Origin of the sequence: Pseudomonas sp. 06C 126 (assembly GCF_001855215.1) — a bacterium.
In the GTDB taxonomy this organism is placed as follows: Bacteria; Pseudomonadota; Gammaproteobacteria; order Pseudomonadales; family Pseudomonadaceae; genus Aquipseudomonas; species Aquipseudomonas proteolytica.
In genome coordinates this window covers 55,416-73,304 of the sequence record NZ_MIFU01000075.1, presented here as the reverse complement: position 1 = coordinate 73,304, position 17,889 = coordinate 55,416, and the positions used below count along the sequence as shown (strand labels likewise).

The following is a 17,889-nucleotide window of genomic DNA, read 5'->3' as shown; positions in this document are numbered from 1 at the left end:
CCCTGCATAAATGCAAAGATGACCTGCAGGATTCCGGGTTGTACTGGGCAAATTTGCACTGGTACGATCCGGTGATGGTTCGTCCGCGAACATTTTGATAAAGAACAATAAAAGCAGGGAGTTACAGATGACTGCTCAGGCTCAGTCCCAGGCGACATGCAGCACCGAGTCCCCCCAGGACAGCGTCCTGGCCGAGGTACGCAACCATATCGGCCACCTGACCCTCAACCGCCCCGCCGGCCTCAACGCCATCACCCTGGACATGGTCCGCAGCCTGTCGGCGCATTTGCACGCCTGGGCCGCTGATCCCCAGGTGCACGCGGTGGTTCTGCGCGGCGCCGGTGAAAAGGCCTTCTGCGCCGGGGGCGATATCCGCTCGCTGTACGACAGTTTCAAGAGCGGCGACACGCTGCATGAAGCCTTCTTCGTCGAAGAATACGCCCTCGACCTGGCCATTCATCACTACCGCAAACCGGTCCTAGCCCTGATGGACGGCTTTGTCCTGGGCGGTGGGATGGGCCTGGTCCAGGGGGCCGACCTGCGGGTGGTGACCGAGCGCAGTCGCCTGGCCATGCCGGAAGTGGCCATCGGTTATTTCCCGGATGTAGGCGGCAGCTATTTCCTGCCGCGCATTCCCGGTGAGCTGGGGATTTACCTGGGCGTGACCGGGGTGCAGATCCGCGCCGCCGACGCCCTGTATTGCGGGCTCGCCGACTGGTACCTGGACAGCGCCAGGTTGGCCGAACTGGATCAGAAACTCGACCACCTGCAGTGGCAAGACTCACCGCTCAAGGATCTGCAAGGCCTGCTGGCCAAGCTTGCGGTGCAACAATTGCCGGATGCGCCGCTGGCGGCCCTGCGCCCGGCCATCGATCACTTCTTTGCCCAGCCGGACGTGCCGAGCATTGTCGAGCAATTGCAGCAAGTGACCGTCGCCGACAGCCATGAATGGGCCGTGACTACCGCCCAGTTGATGCAGACTCGCTCGCCCTTGGCCATGGCCGTCACCCTGCAGATGCTGCGACGTGGCCGGCACCTGGCGCTGGAGGACTGCTTTGCTCTGGAACTGCACCTGGACCGCCAGTGGTTTGCCCGTGGCGACCTGATCGAAGGCGTGCGTGCGCTGTTGATCGACAAGGACAAATCCCCGCGCTGGAACCCGCCAACGTTAGCGGCACTGGACCAGAGCCACGTCGACAGCTACTTCCAAGACTTCGCAAAGAGCGGGAGATAAATCATGCAAGATATTGAATTTACAGAAGAACAGGTAATGATTCGCGACATGGCGCGCGACTTTGCCCGTGGTGAAATCGCCCCCCATGCCCAGGCCTGGGAGAAAGCCGGCTGGATCGATGACGCCCTGGTGGCCAAGATGGGTGAACTGGGCCTGCTGGGTATGGTGGTGCCGGAAGAATGGGGTGGCACCTACGTCGACTACGTGGCCTACGCCTTGGCCGTGGAGGAGATTTCTGCGGGTGACGGTGCGGTAGGCGCGCTGATGAGTATCCATAATTCAGTGGGTTGCGGCCCTATCCTCAACTACGGCACACCCGCACAGAAAGAGACCTGGCTGGCCGAACTCGCCAGTGGCCAGGCCATCGGTTGCTTCTGCCTGACCGAACCCCAGGCCGGTTCCGAAGCCCACAACTTGCGCACCCGCGCCGAACTGCGCGATGGCCAGTGGGTGATCAACGGCGCCAAACAGTTTGTCAGCAACGGCAAGCGCGCCAAGTTGGCAATCGTGTTTGCGGTCACCGACCCGGAGTTGGGCAAGAAAGGTATTTCGGCGTTCCTGGTGCCCACTGATACGCCCGGCTTTACCGTGGACCGCACGGAACACAAGATGGGCATCCGCGCCTCCGACACCTGCGCGGTGACCCTCAACCAGTGCAGCATCCCCGAAGCTAACCTGCTGGGTGAACGCGGCAAGGGCCTGGCCATTGCCCTCTCCAACCTGGAAGGTGGGCGCATCGGCATCGCCGCCCAGGCCTTGGGCATCGCTCGCGCGGCCTTTGAAGCCGCGTTGGCCTACGCCCGTGACCGGGTGCAGTTTGACAAGGCCATTATTGAACACCAGAGCGTGGCCAACCTGCTGGCCGACATGCAGACCCGCCTCAATGCCGCGCGCCTGCTGATCCTCCATGCCGCCCGTTTGCGCAGTGCCGGCAAGCCGTGCCTGTCCGAAGCGTCCCAGGCCAAGCTGTTCGCTTCGGAAATGGCCGAGAAGGTCTGTTCTTCGGCCATGCAGATCCATGGAGGCTATGGCTACCTGGAAGACTACCCGGTGGAACGCTACTACCGCGATGCGCGGATCACCCAGATCTATGAGGGAACCAGTGAGATCCAACGGCTGGTGATTGCCCGGGAATTGAAGAACTATCAGATCTGATAAAAAGTGATGATTGTTCTCTTGATCGGGAACATTCATCACTCAGTAGGCCTTTGATTAATTTCTGACATCGAAACTCACAAACGCTTCTAGAGTTTGTGTTCCACGCTCGGCGATAATTTGCAAGGCTCCGTGAGCACGTTTCCCATCTTCATCAAATGTGATAATGATCCCGCCATCTGTCACCTTCCATAAAAGTTCTCCACGCGGCGGGGAATAGCTCAGGCTGGTGATTTCACTCCCTCCAAATTTATAGGAGCCCGAAGGCGTTCCCGGCGTTAAATCTGCTGCGATAATTGTACTTTTCTCTGATTCCCCCTGTATGCCCATTACTTGGAGGGCTGAACGACTGTTGACGTAATTAACGCTATTCGACCGGAAGTAGTAGCTGCTCTTAGAATCAGAATCACTGATTGAAATGTCACCCTCCATCCTTCCAGTCGATTTAACGTCACCGTTCTTAATTTCTATGCGCGCGTCACTAGGCATTTTCTTCACCATTTCATGATTGCTAAGTTAATGGGAGGAGCCTGATCATTAGAGAGCGAAACTCAAAAAAAAGAACCTGTCAGATATAACAGTCTAAACGGGGCATTTTTAATTTCGGCTTACTCACACAGGCTTCAATCGGCGACACATCTTTGCGCGCACTGTCGCCAAGTACGACTATTCTGACAGCTCCTAATGCTCCGTCTCACCACACAGGAGGTGTGTCATGAACGCTGTCGAGCACCAGGCCCACGTCAGGCAGATTAGCCAGGAACGCTATATCCAAGCCCCCATCGAAGCCGTCTACGACTACGTCACCCAACCGGACCGCTGGCACGAATGGCACCCCACATCCCTGAGCGCCGACACCGGCACCAGCGGCTCGCTGCCTGCCGGCCAGCGGTTTACCGAGATGATCGACTTGCTCGGGGTGCGTGTGCCCATGAGCTACCGGGTGCAGATTGCCGAGCCGCCGCGGGAGTTCAAGACGGTTTTTACCTCGCTCGCGGTAGATGGCTGCATTCACTACTATCTACAACCTCGCGGCAGCGGCACCTTGTTCACTCGCGTGCTCAGCTACGAGACCGAACTGAAGCTCAACACCTTGGAAGCGCGCATGGTAGAGCTGTCGAATCAGGCCATGGACCAGCTCAAGCAGCGCCTGGAATCATCCTGAACTGACAAATTTGTCATCTTCCTCTCAGTTTGCTGAAAGCTGCGGACGATAAGCTTCGGGGTTGTGGCGTGCTCGTATAATTTCGAAACATAACCACCTCACCTGATGCGCAAAAGCGCGGACAATGCGCCCTCTTTGCGCACTCCGTAACCCATGGGACCTGTCTATGAAAACCACCCTGCGCCTGACTTTACTGTCCGCCCTGTTCATGACCACCCTGGCCCAGGCCGCCGAACTGATCCCGATTGACGTGCACCGTGATGCCAATTGCGGCTGCTGCAAAAAATGGATCAGCCACCTCGAAAGCAACGGCTTCAAGGTCAACGACCATGTTGAAGCCGACATGAGCTCGGTCAAACAGCGACTGGGCGTAGCACCCCGCCTGGCGTCTTGCCATACCGCCGTGATCGACGGCAAATTCGTCGAAGGCCACGTACCCGCCGATCAGGTACTGGCCCTGCGCAAACGTGATGACCTGCTGGGCATCGCCGCACCGGGCATGCCCATGGGCTCGCCAGGCATGGAAATGGATGGGATGAGCGACGCCTATCAAGTCATTGGCCTGACCCGTGCCGGCAAAGATGTGGTGGTAGCCGAATACCCGGCTCACTGAGCAATGCTTGCAGGCTATGCGGGGCTGTTTCTCAGCGCTTTTGGAGCGGCCACCCTGTTGCCGCTGCAATCGGAAGCGGTGCTGGTAGCGCTGCTGCTCAATGACCGCTATTGGGTAGGGTTACTGCTGGGGGTCGCGACCCTGGGTAACGTCCTGGGCTCGTGGGTCAACTGGTTGCTGGGGCGCTCGGTCGAACTGTTCAAGGATCGCCGCTGGTTTCCAGTGAGCGCCGCGCAGTTGGAAAAGTCCCGCCGCCACTATTCACGTTGGGGCCATTGGTCACTGCTGCTCAGTTGGCTGCCGATTATTGGCGATCCACTGACCCTGGTGGCCGGGGTGATGAAGGAGCCGCTGTGGCGTTTTTTGTTAATCGTCAGCCTGGCCAAGGCGGCTCGTTATGCCGTGGTGGCAATGCTGACGCTGCACTGGATGTAACCGGTTAATCCCCGCTTAATCCACCCACCACAGCATCCGGGAGCATCGCCCCTGGAGCTTTCCCATGCCATTGACACGCTCGTTTGTCCTTACCGGTCTGCTGGCCGCTTGCGCCCTGCCTGCCTTGGCAGCCACGCAAAGCCCAAGCTATGGCCCGCAGTTGCAAGGTTTCCAGTACCCCTATCCGGTCGAACATTTCGACTTCCAGTCCCAGGGCCAATCCGTGCAAATGGGTTATATGGACGTGCCCGCCAAAAGCCCTGCCAATGGCCGCAATGTGGTGTTGATGCACGGCAAGAACTTCTGCGGCGCGACCTGGGAGGCGTCGATCAAGGCCCTGAGCGAAGCCGGCTACCGGGTGATCGCGCCGGACCAGATCGGCTTCTGCACCTCCAGCAAGCCCGAGCACTATCAGTACAGCTTCCAGCAGTTGGCAATCAACACTCATCAGTTGCTGCAAAAGCTCGGCATCTCCACGGCCACTCTTGTCGGCCATTCCACCGGTGGCATGCTGGCTACCCGCTATGCCCTGCTCTACCCCACGCAAACCGAGCAACTGGCGCTGGTCAACCCGATCGGCCTGGAGGACTGGAAAGCCCTGGGCGTGCCCTATCGCAGCGTCGACCAATGGTATGAGCGCGAGTTGAAACTGAATGCCGACGGCGTGCGTGATTATGAGCGCAAGACCTACTACGACGGGCGCTGGAAGCCGGAATACGAGCGCTGGGTCGACATGCTCGTCGGCTTGAACCAGGGCCCTGGCCACAAACGGGTGGCGTGGAACTCGGCGTTGATTTACGACATGATCTTCACCCAGCCGGTGTACTACGAGTTCAAGGACCTGCAGATGCCCACCCTGCTGCTGATTGGTACGTCTGATATCACCGCCATCGGGAGTGATAACGCACCGCCCGAGGTCAAGGCCAGGATCGGCCGCTACAACGAACTGGGCAAGCAGGTGGCCAAGCTCATCCCCCATTCGACCCTGGTGGAGTTCCCTGGCCTGGGCCATGCCCCGCAGATGGAAGAACCCGCGCGCTTTCACCAGGCGCTGTTGCAAGGACTCAAGGCGCTCTAATTCCACTTAACCCGAGGCAGGTGTGTATGTCAGTACAGATCGCAGTCATTGACGATTGGCAAAATGTGGCACGTGACGTAGTGGATTGGTCCGCCCTGCAAGCGATCGGCAAGGTGCACTTCCTGCATGACTATCCCGCCGACACCGCGACCCTGATCGAGCGTTTGCAGGGTTTTGAGGTGATTTGCCTGATGCGTGAGCGCACAACCTTCGACAAGGCGCTGTTGCAGGGGCTGCCGGCCCTTAAATTGCTGGTTACCGGCGGCATGCGCAATGCCGCCATCGACCTTGTCGCCGCCAAGGCCCTGGGCATCCAGGTGTGCGGTACCGACAGCTACAAACACGCGGCGCCCGAGCTGACCTGGGCATTAATCATGGCATCCACCCGCAATCTGCTGGCCGAAGCGAACTCCCTGCGCGCCGGCCAGTGGCAGCAAGGGCTGGGCGTCGATCTGCATGGCAAGACCCTGGGCATCCTCGGGTTGGGCAGCATCGGCCAGCGGGTGGCGCAGTTTGGCCAGGTGTTTGGTATGTCTGTGATCGCGTGGAGTGAAAACCTCACCGCAGAGCGAGCCGCCGCAGTGGGTGTGACCCGGGTCAGCAAGCGCGAACTGTTCGAGCAGGCCGATGTACTGTCGATTCACTTGGTACTCAGCGAACGCAGCCGTGGCCTGGTGGACGCCCAGGCCCTGGGCTGGATGAAACCCGGTGCGCGACTGGTCAACACCGCACGGGGGCCGATCGTCGATGAGGCGGCGTTGGTCGATGCGCTGCGCCATGGGCGATTGGCGGGCGCGGCCCTGGATGTGTTCGGCCAGGAGCCGTTGCCGGTCGATCACCCGTTTCGCCATCTGCCCAATGTTCTGGCGACGCCCCATGTGGGTTATGTCAGCGAGCAGAACTACCGGCAGTTCTATGGGCAGATGATCGAAAACATCCAGGCGTGGGCCAGTGGGCAGACCTTGCGCAGCCTTATCTGATTATTTACTTCACATATTTCTTATAAAGCATTGATTTATATAGATATCAACTCTTAACAAATCACTTTAAGTAGCCGACTGCACTCCTATCGAGCAGCCCAGCCACGATGCCCCACGAAGAGGCACCCGCCCCGTAGGAGCCGGCTTGCCGGCGATGAAGCCCTGGGCAACGCGGCATTTCTCAAGGCCGCCATCGCCGCCAAGCCAGCTTCTACAAGGGGAGCGCCTGGCTGAAAAATATAATTGTCCTACAAAATTTTCCTACAACCCTTGCAGGCTCTGGGCTCTGTCCTAGACTCATGACCGATGGGTCACGATCAGAACAAAAGCCCCCGCAATAAATCGAAACTTTCCAACTCTGCCGTAGGTCAGGTTTAAGGTAGGACGCACGCTACCGGCGCCAGCCGGACGTCCGCCCATCCAATCTATTTATCAGTTCGGTGCAATTGGCATAAGCCTTGCCAGTCTGTGCAGTGCTAGTGCGCGTGACCGCAGGACGCGGTTGACTTTCGCTGAGGGCGCCAGGCCCTCAGCTGACCAACACATGGGAGAGAATAATTATGATCAGTGCCGCTTCGGGAATTCAGGGACAGCGTTTCAGTCAGCCGGTCGATGGGCCAACCGCCTTGGTTGACCTTCCCGGCGCAGTGCGGCCGGTCTCGTCTCAAAACCCCAATCGCAAGAAAGTCCTGTTTGTGACCTCGGAACTGGCCGACCTGGTGAAAACCGGTGGCCTGGGAGATGTGTCCGCCGCCTTGCCCCGTGCCATGGCGCACCTGCACGATGTACGGGTGTTGATTCCCGGCTACCGCCAGGTGCTCGACAGCGACAACCCGATCCATATCATCGGCGAACTGGGCGGCCATGCCGCGCTGCCGCCCTGCAAGATCGGGCGCATGGACCTCAAGGATGGCCTGGTCATCTATGTACTGATCTGCCCCGAACTGTACGAGCGTGAAGGCACGCCCTATGGCGCCAACAACGGTCGCGACTGGCCTGACAACCATATCCGCTTCGCCCGCCTGGGCCTGGCAGCCGCCGATATTGCCGCCAACCTCGCGCAAATCCACTGGTGCCCGGACCTGGTGCACGCCCATGACTGGCCGGCTGGCCTGGCGCCAGCCTATATGCACTGGCGTGGGTCACGCACCCCCACCCTGTTCACCATTCATAACCTGGCTTACCAGGGTGTGGTGAGCCTGGCCTCGTGCCCGGAGCTGGGGATTCCCGAACATGCCTTGCAACAGGAGGGCATGGAGTTCTACGGCAAGATGTCCTTCCTCAAGGCCGGCATGGCGTATTCCAGCCATATCACCACGGTCAGCGCCACCTACGCCCGGGAGATCACCACCCCCGAGTTCGGTTGCGGCCTGGATGGCTTCCTTGCCAGCAAGACCCAGCAAGGCCTGCTCAGTGGTATTCCCAACGGCATCGATGAAAGCTGGGAGTCGTCCACCGACCCGCACCTGGATCACCCGTTCAATATCGGCGATTGGCAAGGCAAGGCGGTCAACGCCAGCCACGTGCGCAAGTTGTTCGGCCTGGACGAGTCCACCGGCCCGTTGTTCGCCGTAGTGTCGCGCCTGGTGTACCAGAAAGGCCTGGACCTGACGGAAGCGGTCGCCGGCTTTATCGTGGAAAACGGCGGGCAGATCGCGATTATCGGCCGTGGCGAGCCGGAAGAAGAACAGGCCATGCGCGCCCTGGCCCTGCGGTTCCCCGGGCGCATCGGGGTGCGGATCGGCTTCAACGAAACCGATGCCCGCCGCATGTTTGCCGGCAGCGACTTTTTGTTGATGCCCTCACGCTACGAGCCCTGCGGCCTGAGCCAGATGTACGCCCAGCGCTTCGGCTCGTTGCCGGTGGCGCGTAATACCGGCGGCCTGGCAGACACCATCGAAGACGGCGTGACCGGCTTTTTGTTCGACGAATCCACCGTGCAGAGCTACGAAGCCGCCCTCGCGCGCGCCTTCAAGGTGTTTGCCTTCCCCGGCCTGCTCAACGCCATGCGCTGCAGGGCCATGGCCGCGCCGTTCAACTGGTGCCAGGCGGTGGAACCCTACGCCGAACTTTACGAACAACTGGTAGCGAAAGCGCTGGGAAAATCAGGGAAAGCATAAAGAGGTTGGGATAGATGCCGTTACGGACTCTGGAAACATGGCCCCACGGCGCGATCATGCAGGATGCGCAACATACCCGCTTCGCCCTGTGGGCGCCTGACGCGTCTGATGTCAGCGTCGAGCTGCACAATGGTCAGTCAGTGCCCATGCTGCCCCAGGCAGAGGGCTGGTTTGTCGCCCATGTACGCTGTGGAGCCGGCACCCGCTACCACTACACCATTGATGGTGAGCAGAAGGTGCCGGACCCTGCCTCACGCCTGCAACATGCCGACGTGCATGGCGACAGCGTGGTGGTCGATCCCCTGGCCTACCCTTGGCGCCACGCCACCTGGCAAGGCCGGCCCTGGCATGAAGCGGTGATCTACGAGCTGCATGTGGGGATACTGGGTGGTTACGCCGCAGTCGAGCAGCACCTGCCACGCCTGGCAGAGTTGGGCGTTACCGCCATCGAGCTGATGCCCTTGGCCCAGTGCCCCGGCGAACGCAACTGGGGTTACGACGGGGTCTTGCCCTACGCACCGCAGGCATCCCTGGGCACCCCCGAGCAGTTGCAACACCTGATCGACACGGCCCACGAGCATGGCCTGGCGGTGATTCTCGATGTGGTCTACAACCACTTTGGCCCCGATGGCAATTATCTAGGCCAGTATGCCAAAGGCTTTTTCCGCGAAGACAGCCACACCCCCTGGGGCGCCGGGATCGACTTTCGCCGCCGCGAAGTGCGCGACTTCTTTATCGATAACGCCCTGATGTGGCTCAACGAATACCGCTTCGACGGCCTGCGCCTGGACGCGGTGCATGCCATCAACGAGCCGGCGTTCCTCAAGGAGCTGGCGCAACGGGTGCGTGAGCAGGTAGAGCCCGGGCGCCACGTGTGGCTGGTACTGGAAAACGAATTTAATCAGGCCGACCTGTTACAGCAGGGCTTTGATGCGCAATGGAACGATGACGGGCATAACGCCCTGCATGTGCTGTTGACCGGCGAGACCGACGCCTACTACGCCGATTTTGCCGATGATCCCACCGCCAAACTCGCCCGCTGCCTGGGCGAAGGCTTTGTGTATCAGGGCGAGACCACCCGCCACGGTACTCGGCGCGGCGAGCCCAGCGCTCATTTGCCGCCCAGCGCCTTTGTGCTGTTTTTGCAGAATCACGACCAGATCGGCAACCGCGCCCTCGGTGAGCGCCTGCACCAACTGTGTTCGCCCCAGGCGTTGCAGGCGGCGACCACGCTGTTATTGATGTCGCCGATGATCCCCCTGCTATTCATGGGTGATGAAGTCAACGCCGAACAGCCGTTTCTGTTCTTCACCGACCATCACGGCGAACTGGCCGAAGCCGTGCGCGAAGGCCGGCGCAATGAATTTGCTGACTTCGCCGCCTTCAGTGACCCCGCACGTCGCGCGCAGATTCCCGACCCCAACGCGCTGCAGACCTTTGAGCGCTCTATTCCGCAATTTACCCAGGCGCCGGCCGCGCTGTACCGCCAACTGCTGGGCCTGCGCCAACAGCACATCGTGCCCCACCTGCCCGGCAGCACTGCCCTCGGCGCGCAAATCCTGGGCCAGGGCGCGGTGTCTGCACGCTGGCGCCTGGGCAACGGCAGCCTATTGCAGATCGATCTCAACCTGAGCCCGGCCACCCTGCATCACCCGGCCGGCCTCCGCGAACTGTTCAGCACCAGCAGCGACCTTAAGTCACTTACGCCCTTCTCTGCCCGCGTCAGCCTGACGCCGGGTGACACCTCATCATCTGTTGGAGAGCACTCTTGAGCGAAGCGCAATTGGAAATACTCGCCAGCCGTGCGGGCCTGGCGGTGGACTGGATCGACGCCAACGGCCGCCCGCAGCATGTCAGCGCCGACGCGTTGCGCGCCGTGCTCCAAGGCCTCGGCCACCCCGCCGACACCGACGCGGCCATCGCCGCCAGCCTGCAAGAACTGGAGCGCGTGCAGCAGGACAGGCACCTGGCGCCGCTGTTGACCGTGGACGTGGGCACCGGCCTTGACCTGGCCGCCTACTTTGCCCCTGGTACGGCATGCCAGGTTCACCTGGAGGACGGCAGCACCCAAGGCCTGGCGCTGGATGCCGACGCCAGCCTGCCCGGCGTCCTGCCCGTGGGCTACCACCGAGTGCAGATCGCCGACCAGTCCTTCACCCTGGCCGTTGCCCCCCATCAGTGTTTCAGCGTTGCCGAGGCAGTGGATAGCCAGCCCGCCCGCGCCTGGGGCCTGAGTGCCCAGCTATATGCCTTGCGCCGCGCAGGCGATGGTGGGTTCGGTGATACCCAGGCCCTGGAACAACTGGCTCGCGCTGCCGCGGAACGGGGCGTCGACGCCCTGGCGATCAGCCCGATGCACGCAATGTTCAGTGCCGATACCGAGCATTTCAGCCCTTATTCACCGTCCAGCCGCCTGTTCCTCAATAGCTTGTATGCCTCGCCCGGTTGCATCCTCGGCGAGCGCGCACTGCGCAGCGCCATCGAGTCCACCGGGCTGGCCGATGAACTGCAAGAGCTGGAACAACAAAGCCTGATCGACTGGCCCGCCGCCGCCAAGGCCAAGCAACGCTTGCTGCGGGCACTGTACGAGGATTTCCGCCAGGGTGAACACCCGCAGCAGGCTGACTTCATGAGTTTCCGTCAGGCCGGTGGCGAGGCCCTGGAAAACCACTGCCGCTTTGAAGCCGTGCAAGCCGCGCGCGCCGCCAACGGTGAAAGCCTCGACTGGCGCCAGTGGCCCGAGGACTGGCGCGACCCGGGCAGCGCCGCGCTGGCACAATTTGCCGCCGAACAGGCCGAAGCCATTGGTTTTTATGCCTTCAACCAATGGTTGATCGCCCGCTGCCTCGAGCGCGCACAACAAGCCGCACGCGGCAGTGGCATGGGCATCGGCCTGATTGCCGACCTGGCCGTGGGCGCCGATGGCGGCGGCAGCCAGGCCTGGAGCCGTCAGGACGAACTGCTGGCCGACCTGACCGTCGGCGCGCCACCGGATATCCTCAACCGTGCTGGCCAAGGCTGGGGCATCTCCGCGTTCTCCCCCGAAGGCCTCAAACGCAATGGTTTCCGGGCGTTCATCGAAATGCTGCGGGCCAACTTCGCCCATGCCGGCGGTTTGCGTATCGACCATGTGATGGGCCTGCAACGGCTGTGGGTCATCCCCAAGGACGCCTCGCCCAAACAAGGCGCGTACCTGTATTACCCGGTGGATGACCTGCTGCGCCTGCTGGCCCTGGAATCCAGCCGGCACCAGGCGATTGTGCTGGGCGAAGACCTGGGCACGGTGCCCGATGGCCTGCGGGAAAAACTCAGCGCCCGCGCCATGCTTGGCATGCGCGTGCTGTTGTTTGAACAGGACCATGGCGGGTGCTTCACGCCGATCCTCGACTGGCCGGACAACGCCCTGGCCACCACCAGCACCCATGACCTGCCGACACTCAACGGCTGGTGGCACAGCCGCGATATCGACTGGAATGTGCAACTGGGGCTGATCGATGCGCCCACCGTTGAGCAGTGGAGCGAGCACCGCCAGGGTGAGCGCGAGGCTCTGCGCCGGGCCCTGGCGCAAGACCCGCAGAATTTTCGCGATGAGTGGCGCAACGAAACCGACCATATACTCGATGCCAGCGTGCGTTACCTCGGCCACACCCGCGCACCGCTGGTCATACTGCCCCTGGAAGACGCCCTGGGCGTCGAAGAACAAGCCAACCTGCCCGGCACCATCGACACCCATCCCAATTGGCGCCGGCGCCTGCCGGGGGACGCTGCGCAATTGCTCGACAATGAGAACGCCGCCCGCCGCCTGGAGTTGCTGGCGGTGGCGCGCAATCAGGCCTTCGAGCGTGATCGATGAACGCCGTCTTGCTACGGGCCACCCAACGCCTGCAATTCCATAAGGGCTTTACCCTCGATGATGCGGTGCCGCTGGTGCCCTATTTCGCCAGCCTGGGCATCAGCCACCTGTACGCCTCGCCCCTGCTCAAGGCCCGCGCCGGCTCGATGCATGGCTACGATGTCGTCGACCCAACCACGGTCAACCCCGAGCTGGGCGGCGAACCGGCGCTACGTCGCCTGGTGGCGGCCTTGCGCGCGCACGACATGGGCCTGATTCTGGATATCGTGTCCAACCACATGGCCGTCGGCGGCAGCGACAACCCCTGGTGGCTGGACCTGCTGGAATGGGGGCGCCTGAGCCCCTACAGCGAATTCTTCGATATCCAGTGGCACTCGCCGGACCCGCTGCTCAAGGGCCAACTGTTAATGCCTTTCCTCGGTAGCGACTACGGCGAAGCCTTGCAAAGCGGTACGCTGCCCCTGCGTTTTGACCCGGCCCAGGGCAGTTTTTTTGTCGAACACTACGAACACCGCTTCCCGATCTGCCCCAGTGACTACGGCGATATCCTGCGCGCCCATCCTCCCCTCAAAGACCTGGCCGACCGCTTCAGCGCCCTGGCGTATCAGGCCGATGCCTGGCCTCAAGCCGCCAGCCTGAAACAGGCACTGGCGCAGCGCGCGCAGGCCCCACTGACCCTGGCGGCCATCGAACACGCCCTGGAAATGTTTGATGCGCGCCAACCTCAAGGTTTTGCCCGCCTGCATCAGTTGCTCGAACAGCAAGCCTATCGCTTGGCCAGTTGGCGCACGGCAGCGGATGACATCAACTGGCGGCGCTTTTTCGACGTCAACGAGCTCGGCGGCCTGCGGGTGGAGCGCACCACGGTGTTCGAGGCCACCCATAGCAAGATCTTCCAACTGATCAGCGAGGGCCTGGTGGACGGCCTGCGCATTGACCATATCGACGGCCTGGCCGATCCACGGGGTTACTGCCGCAAGTTGCGGCGGCGCGTGGATGGACTGTCGCCAAACCGCCACTTGCCGATCTTTGTCGAGAAGATCCTCGGCGCCGGCGAAACCCTGCGTGAAGACTGGCGGGTAGATGGCACCACCGGCTACGAATTCATGAACCAGGTGTCGCTGGTGCAGCACGACCCCCAGGGGTTCGAAGCCTTGGCCCGGCTCTGGCGCGAGGCCACTGAACGGCCTTCGGCGTTTATCGAGGAAGCCTGGCTGGCCCGGCAACAGATCCTCAACGGCTCCCTGGCCGGGGATTTTGAAAGCGTGGCCCAGGCCCTGCTGCAAGTAGCCCGCGCCGACGTGATGAGCCGCGACTTGACCCTGGGCGCGATCCGCCGTGCATTGCAGGAGCTGGTCGTGCACTTCCCGGTGTATCGCACCTATATCAGCGCCCGTGGCCGCAGCGCCGCTGACGAGAGCGTGTTCCAACAGGCCCTGGCCGGCGCCCGAGGGACCTTGAGCGAAGCCGACTGGCCAGTGCTCGACTACCTGCAACAGTGGCTCGGTGGCCAAACCTGGCGCGAGCGTCCCGTGGGGCAACCGCGCAAGATCCTCAAGCACGCCTGCGTGCGTTTCCAGCAACTGACCTCGCCCGCAGCCGCCAAGGCCGTGGAAGACACCGCCTTCTACCGCTCGGCGGTATTGCTCTCGCGCAATGACGTAGGCTTTTGCACCGAACAGTTCAGCGCGCCCCTGGCTGACTTTCATGCCGCCAACCAGCAACGCCTGCAGACTTTCCCCGATAACCTGCTGGCCACCGCCACCCATGACCACAAGCGCGGCGAAGACAGCCGCGCGCGCCTGGCGGTACTCAGTGAATGTGCGCCGTGGTATGTCGAGCAGGTGCAGCACTGGCGCCGGCTGGCCATGCCGTTGCGCGATGAGCCGGGCATTCCCTCGGCCGGCGATGAGCTGATCCTCTACCAGGTGCTGCTGGGCAGTTGGCCCCTGGACCTGCACGACATCGACGACTACCAGCAACGCCTCTGGCAATGGCAACAAAAAGCCCTGCGCGAAGCCAAATTGCACAGCAGTTGGAGTGCGCCCAACGACCTCTACGAGCAGGGTGTCGAAGCGTTCCTCACACGCCTGCTGCTCGACCCGGTCGGCCTGCCCTTGCGCACGGCGATCCACGCTGCCGCCGAGGCCATCGCCCCCGCCGGGGCCCTGAACGGGCTGGCGCAATCCTTGCTGCGCAACACCGTGCCCGGCGTGCCGGACCTGTACCAGGGCGACGAATTCTGGGACTTGAGCCTGGTGGATCCGGACAACCGGCGGGCGGTGGATTTCAGCGCCCGGCAACGGGCACTGGCGGCAGCACCGGGCGCCTTGCTTGAGCGCTGGCGTGACGGGCACCTGAAGCAGGCGTTGATTGCCCAGGTGTTGAACCTGCGCAAGGCCCACCCGTTGCTGTTTGCCAGGGGCCGCTATGAACCGCTGCAAGTGCTGGGCAAGCATGCCCAGCGGGTGGTGGCTTTCAGTCGCGAGTATCAAGGCCAATGGCTGTTGGTGGTGGTACCGCGCTGGACCCACGCCCTGCTTGAAAACAGCGCCCAACCCCGGGTAGATGCGCAAGTTTGGGGCGATACCCGGATCAAATTACCGTTCGACGCCACGATGCAAAATTGGAAGGGACTTTTGCAAACAGGCGCAGTCACACCCAACAAGGAGCTACTGATCAGCGCTGCCCTGGGGGATGTCCCGGTGAATGTCTTTATCCATTCTGACGATCAAGAAAGCTGAAATTTTCTGTGAGGAGCATTGCGATGAGCACCGAAGACAAGCGCGTCCGTGAATTCGCGTATCAGATCTGGGAGTCCGAAGGTAAGCCCGAAGGCCAGGAAGCCCGCCATTGGGAAATGGCCCGCAAACTGGCCGAAGCCGAGGCCCTGACACCCAGCAAACCCAAGGCCAAACCGGCGGCCAAGGCAAAACCGCCTGCGGAAAAACCCGCCGCCGCCAAAAAGCCCCGAGCCCCACGCAAGCCCGTCGGCTGACCCCACCTTCCTGTAGGAGCCGGCTCGCCGGCTCCTACAAAACAGCTCAACGATTGATCTGACCTGATGTCAGCACGGCCCCGTTCGGCCCGGAAAAACTTTGCAGGAGCAACACTATGAGCAAGACACCCGATACCGAGCCATCGCGGATTCGTGAAGGCTTGCCCTTCCCCCTCGGCGCGACCTGGGACGGTCTGGGGGTCAATTTCGCGCTGTTCTCGGCCAATGCCACCAAGGTCGAGCTGTGCCTGTTCGACGATACCGGCGAAGTAGAACTGGAGCGCATCGAACTGCCGGAATACACCGACGAGACGTTCCACGGCTACTTGCCCGACGCCCACCCCGGGCTGATCTATGGCTACCGCGTCTACGGCGCCTACGATCCTGCCAATGGCCATCGTTTCAACCATCACAAATTGTTGATCGACCCCTATGCCAAGCAACTGGTGGGCGAGCTCAAGTGGTCCGAAGCCCTGTTTGGCTACACCATCGGCCACCCGGATGCCGACCTGAGCTTTGATGAGCGCGACAGCGCGCCCTTCGTGCCCAAATGCAAAGTCATCGACCCGGCCCACACCTGGGGCAACGACCAGCCGGTGCGCACGCCCTGGGATCGCACGATCATCTACGAGACCCACTTGCGCGGCATCAGCATGCGCCATCCTTCGGTCCCTGAGGCGGTGCGCGGCACCTGCGCCGGGCTGATGGTCGATGACGTGCTCAAGCACATTCGCCAACTGGGCGTGTCATCCGTAGAGCTGCTGCCAATCCATGCCTTCGTCAATGACCAGCACCTGCTGCAAAAAGGCATGACCAACTATTGGGGCTACAACAGCATCGCCTTCTTTGCCCCCGACCCGCGCTACCTGGCCAGTGGCAAGATCGCCGAATTCAAGGAAATGGTCGCGCACCTGCACGAAGCCAAGCTGGAGGTGATCCTCGATGTGGTCTACAACCACACCGCCGAAGGCAACGAGCAGGGCCCGACGCTGTCCATGCGCGGCATCGACAATGCCTCCTACTACCGCCTGATGCCCGACGACAAGCGCTTCTACATCAACGATTCCGGGACCGGCAACACCCTGGACCTGAGCCACCCCTGCGTGCTGCAAATGGTCACCGATTCCCTGCGCTACTGGGCCACGGAAATGCATGTGGATGGTTTCCGCTTCGACCTGGCGACCATTCTCGGGCGCTACCACGACGGTTTCGACGAACGCCACAGCTTCCTGGTCGCCTGCCGGCAGGACCCGGTGCTGCGCCAGGTGAAAATGATCGCCGAACCCTGGGATGTGGGCCCCGGTGGTTATCAGGTGGGCAACTTCCCGCCAGGTTGGGTGGAATGGAATGACCGTTTCCGCGACACCGTGCGCGCGTTCTGGAAAGGCGATGATGGGCAACTGGCCGACTTTGCCGGGCGCATGACCGCTTCCGGCGAAATGTTCAACCAGCGCGGGCGCCGCCCCTACAGTTCGGTGAACTTCATCACCGCCCACGATGGCTTCACCCTCCACGACCTGGTGTCCTACAACGACAAGCACAACGAAGCCAACGACGAGAACAATCAGGACGGCAGCAATAACAACCTGTCGTGGAACCACGGCGTCGAAGGCCCCACCGAAGACCCCGAGATCAACGCGCTGCGCCTGCGCCAGATGCGTAACTTCTTCGCCACCCTATTGCTGGCCCAGGGCACGCCGATGCTGGTGGCCGGGGACGAGTTCGCACGTACCCAGCACGGCAACAACAACGCCTATTGCCAGGACAGTGAAATCGGCTGGGTCAACTGGGAGCTGGATGAAGATGGCAAGTCCTTGCTCAAGTTCGTCAAGCGCCTGATCAAGCTGCGCCTGGCCTACCCCATCCTGCGTCGCGGGCGCTTCCTGGTGGGCGACTACAACGAAGACATCGGGGTCAAGGACGTGACCTGGCTGGCCCCCGATGGCAACGAAATGTCCATCGAACAATGGGAAGACAGCCAGGGCCGTTGCCTGGGGATGTTGATGGACGGACGCGCCCAGGAAACCGGGATTCGCCGGCCAGGGGCCGATGCTACGCTGCTGCTGGTGGTGAACGCGCACCATGACCTGGTGAATTTCCGTTTGCCCCAGGTGCCGGATGGCGGCTTCTGGACCTGCATGGTCGACACCAACCAGCCGGCCGTACGCGGTCAGGAGCGTTTTGACTTTGACCACGAATATGCCGTGACCGGGCGCTCGCTGCTACTGTTCGAACTGCAGCATGAGGAAGAGGTGTGA

At 61.8% G+C, this 17,889-nt stretch carries 14 protein-coding genes; 13 read left to right on the top strand and 1 reads right to left on the bottom strand.

Annotated elements, in window-relative coordinates:
• Window positions 1-127 precede the first annotated feature (127 nt).
• Together BHC62_RS09560 and BHC62_RS09555 are read left to right on the top strand one after the other, a co-directional pair.
• Entirely contained in the window at window positions 128-1,234 is a 1,107-nt protein-coding gene (locus tag BHC62_RS09560; protein ID WP_070994843.1) for an enoyl-CoA hydratase/isomerase family protein, read from the top strand.
• Between the two features lie 3 nt (window positions 1,235-1,237).
• On the top strand, window positions 1,238-2,389 hold the full coding sequence (locus BHC62_RS09555; protein WP_029291653.1) for an acyl-CoA dehydrogenase family protein: 1,152 nt from the start codon (window positions 1,238-1,240) through the stop codon (window positions 2,387-2,389).
• A 57-nt stretch (window positions 2,390-2,446) separates the two neighbouring features.
• Here BHC62_RS09555 and BHC62_RS09550 read toward each other — a convergent pair whose 3' ends face one another.
• On the bottom strand, window positions 2,447-2,878 hold the full coding sequence (locus tag BHC62_RS09550; protein WP_143007517.1) for a hypothetical protein: 432 nt from the start codon (window positions 2,876-2,878) through the stop codon (window positions 2,447-2,449).
• 226 nt (window positions 2,879-3,104) lie between these two features.
• On the opposite strand from BHC62_RS09550, the gene BHC62_RS09545 reads away from it, so the two are divergent.
• From BHC62_RS09545 to glgX, 11 genes are all read left to right on the top strand, one after another.
• Window positions 3,105-3,554 (top strand): SRPBCC family protein, encoded by a 450-nt coding sequence (locus BHC62_RS09545; RefSeq protein WP_070994842.1) that lies wholly within the window; start codon window positions 3,105-3,107, stop codon window positions 3,552-3,554.
• Between the two features lie 166 nt (window positions 3,555-3,720).
• Complete coding sequence (locus BHC62_RS09540) at window positions 3,721-4,167, top strand: DUF411 domain-containing protein (protein ID WP_029291648.1); 447 nt, start codon at window positions 3,721-3,723, stop codon at window positions 4,165-4,167.
• 3 nt (window positions 4,168-4,170) lie between these two features.
• On the top strand, window positions 4,171-4,602 hold the full coding sequence (locus BHC62_RS09535; RefSeq protein WP_070994841.1) for a YqaA family protein: 432 nt from the start codon (window positions 4,171-4,173) through the stop codon (window positions 4,600-4,602).
• 64 nt (window positions 4,603-4,666) lie between these two features.
• Window positions 4,667-5,680 (top strand): alpha/beta fold hydrolase, encoded by a 1,014-nt coding sequence (locus BHC62_RS09530; protein WP_029291643.1) that lies wholly within the window; start codon window positions 4,667-4,669, stop codon window positions 5,678-5,680.
• Window positions 5,681-5,706: 26 nt separating this feature from the next.
• Window positions 5,707-6,660, top strand: coding sequence for a D-2-hydroxyacid dehydrogenase family protein (locus BHC62_RS09525; RefSeq protein ID WP_070994840.1), 954 nt, complete (start codon window positions 5,707-5,709; stop codon window positions 6,658-6,660).
• Window positions 6,661-7,220: 560 nt separating this feature from the next.
• Entirely contained in the window at window positions 7,221-8,780 is a 1,560-nt protein-coding gene (gene glgA, locus BHC62_RS09520) for a glycogen synthase GlgA (protein ID WP_070994839.1), read from the top strand.
• Between the two features lie 14 nt (window positions 8,781-8,794).
• On the top strand, window positions 8,795-10,552 hold the full coding sequence (gene treZ / locus BHC62_RS09515; protein ID WP_070994838.1) for a malto-oligosyltrehalose trehalohydrolase: 1,758 nt from the start codon (window positions 8,795-8,797) through the stop codon (window positions 10,550-10,552).
• Entirely contained in the window at window positions 10,549-12,633 is a 2,085-nt protein-coding gene (gene malQ / locus BHC62_RS09510) for a 4-alpha-glucanotransferase (RefSeq protein WP_070994837.1), read from the top strand. The genes treZ and malQ overlap by 4 nt, the downstream gene beginning before the upstream one ends.
• Entirely contained in the window at window positions 12,630-15,377 is a 2,748-nt protein-coding gene (locus BHC62_RS09505; RefSeq protein ID WP_070994836.1) for a malto-oligosyltrehalose synthase, read from the top strand. Before malQ ends, BHC62_RS09505 begins: the two co-directional genes overlap by 4 nt.
• Before the next feature lie 23 nt (window positions 15,378-15,400).
• Window positions 15,401-15,631, top strand: a complete 231-nt coding sequence (locus BHC62_RS09500) for a DUF2934 domain-containing protein (RefSeq protein WP_029291629.1) — start codon at window positions 15,401-15,403, stop codon at window positions 15,629-15,631.
• Between the two features lie 116 nt (window positions 15,632-15,747).
• Window positions 15,748-17,889: a glycogen debranching protein GlgX gene (gene glgX, locus BHC62_RS09495; RefSeq protein WP_029291626.1), complete on the top strand. Its 2,142-nt coding sequence runs from the start codon at window positions 15,748-15,750 to the stop codon at window positions 17,887-17,889.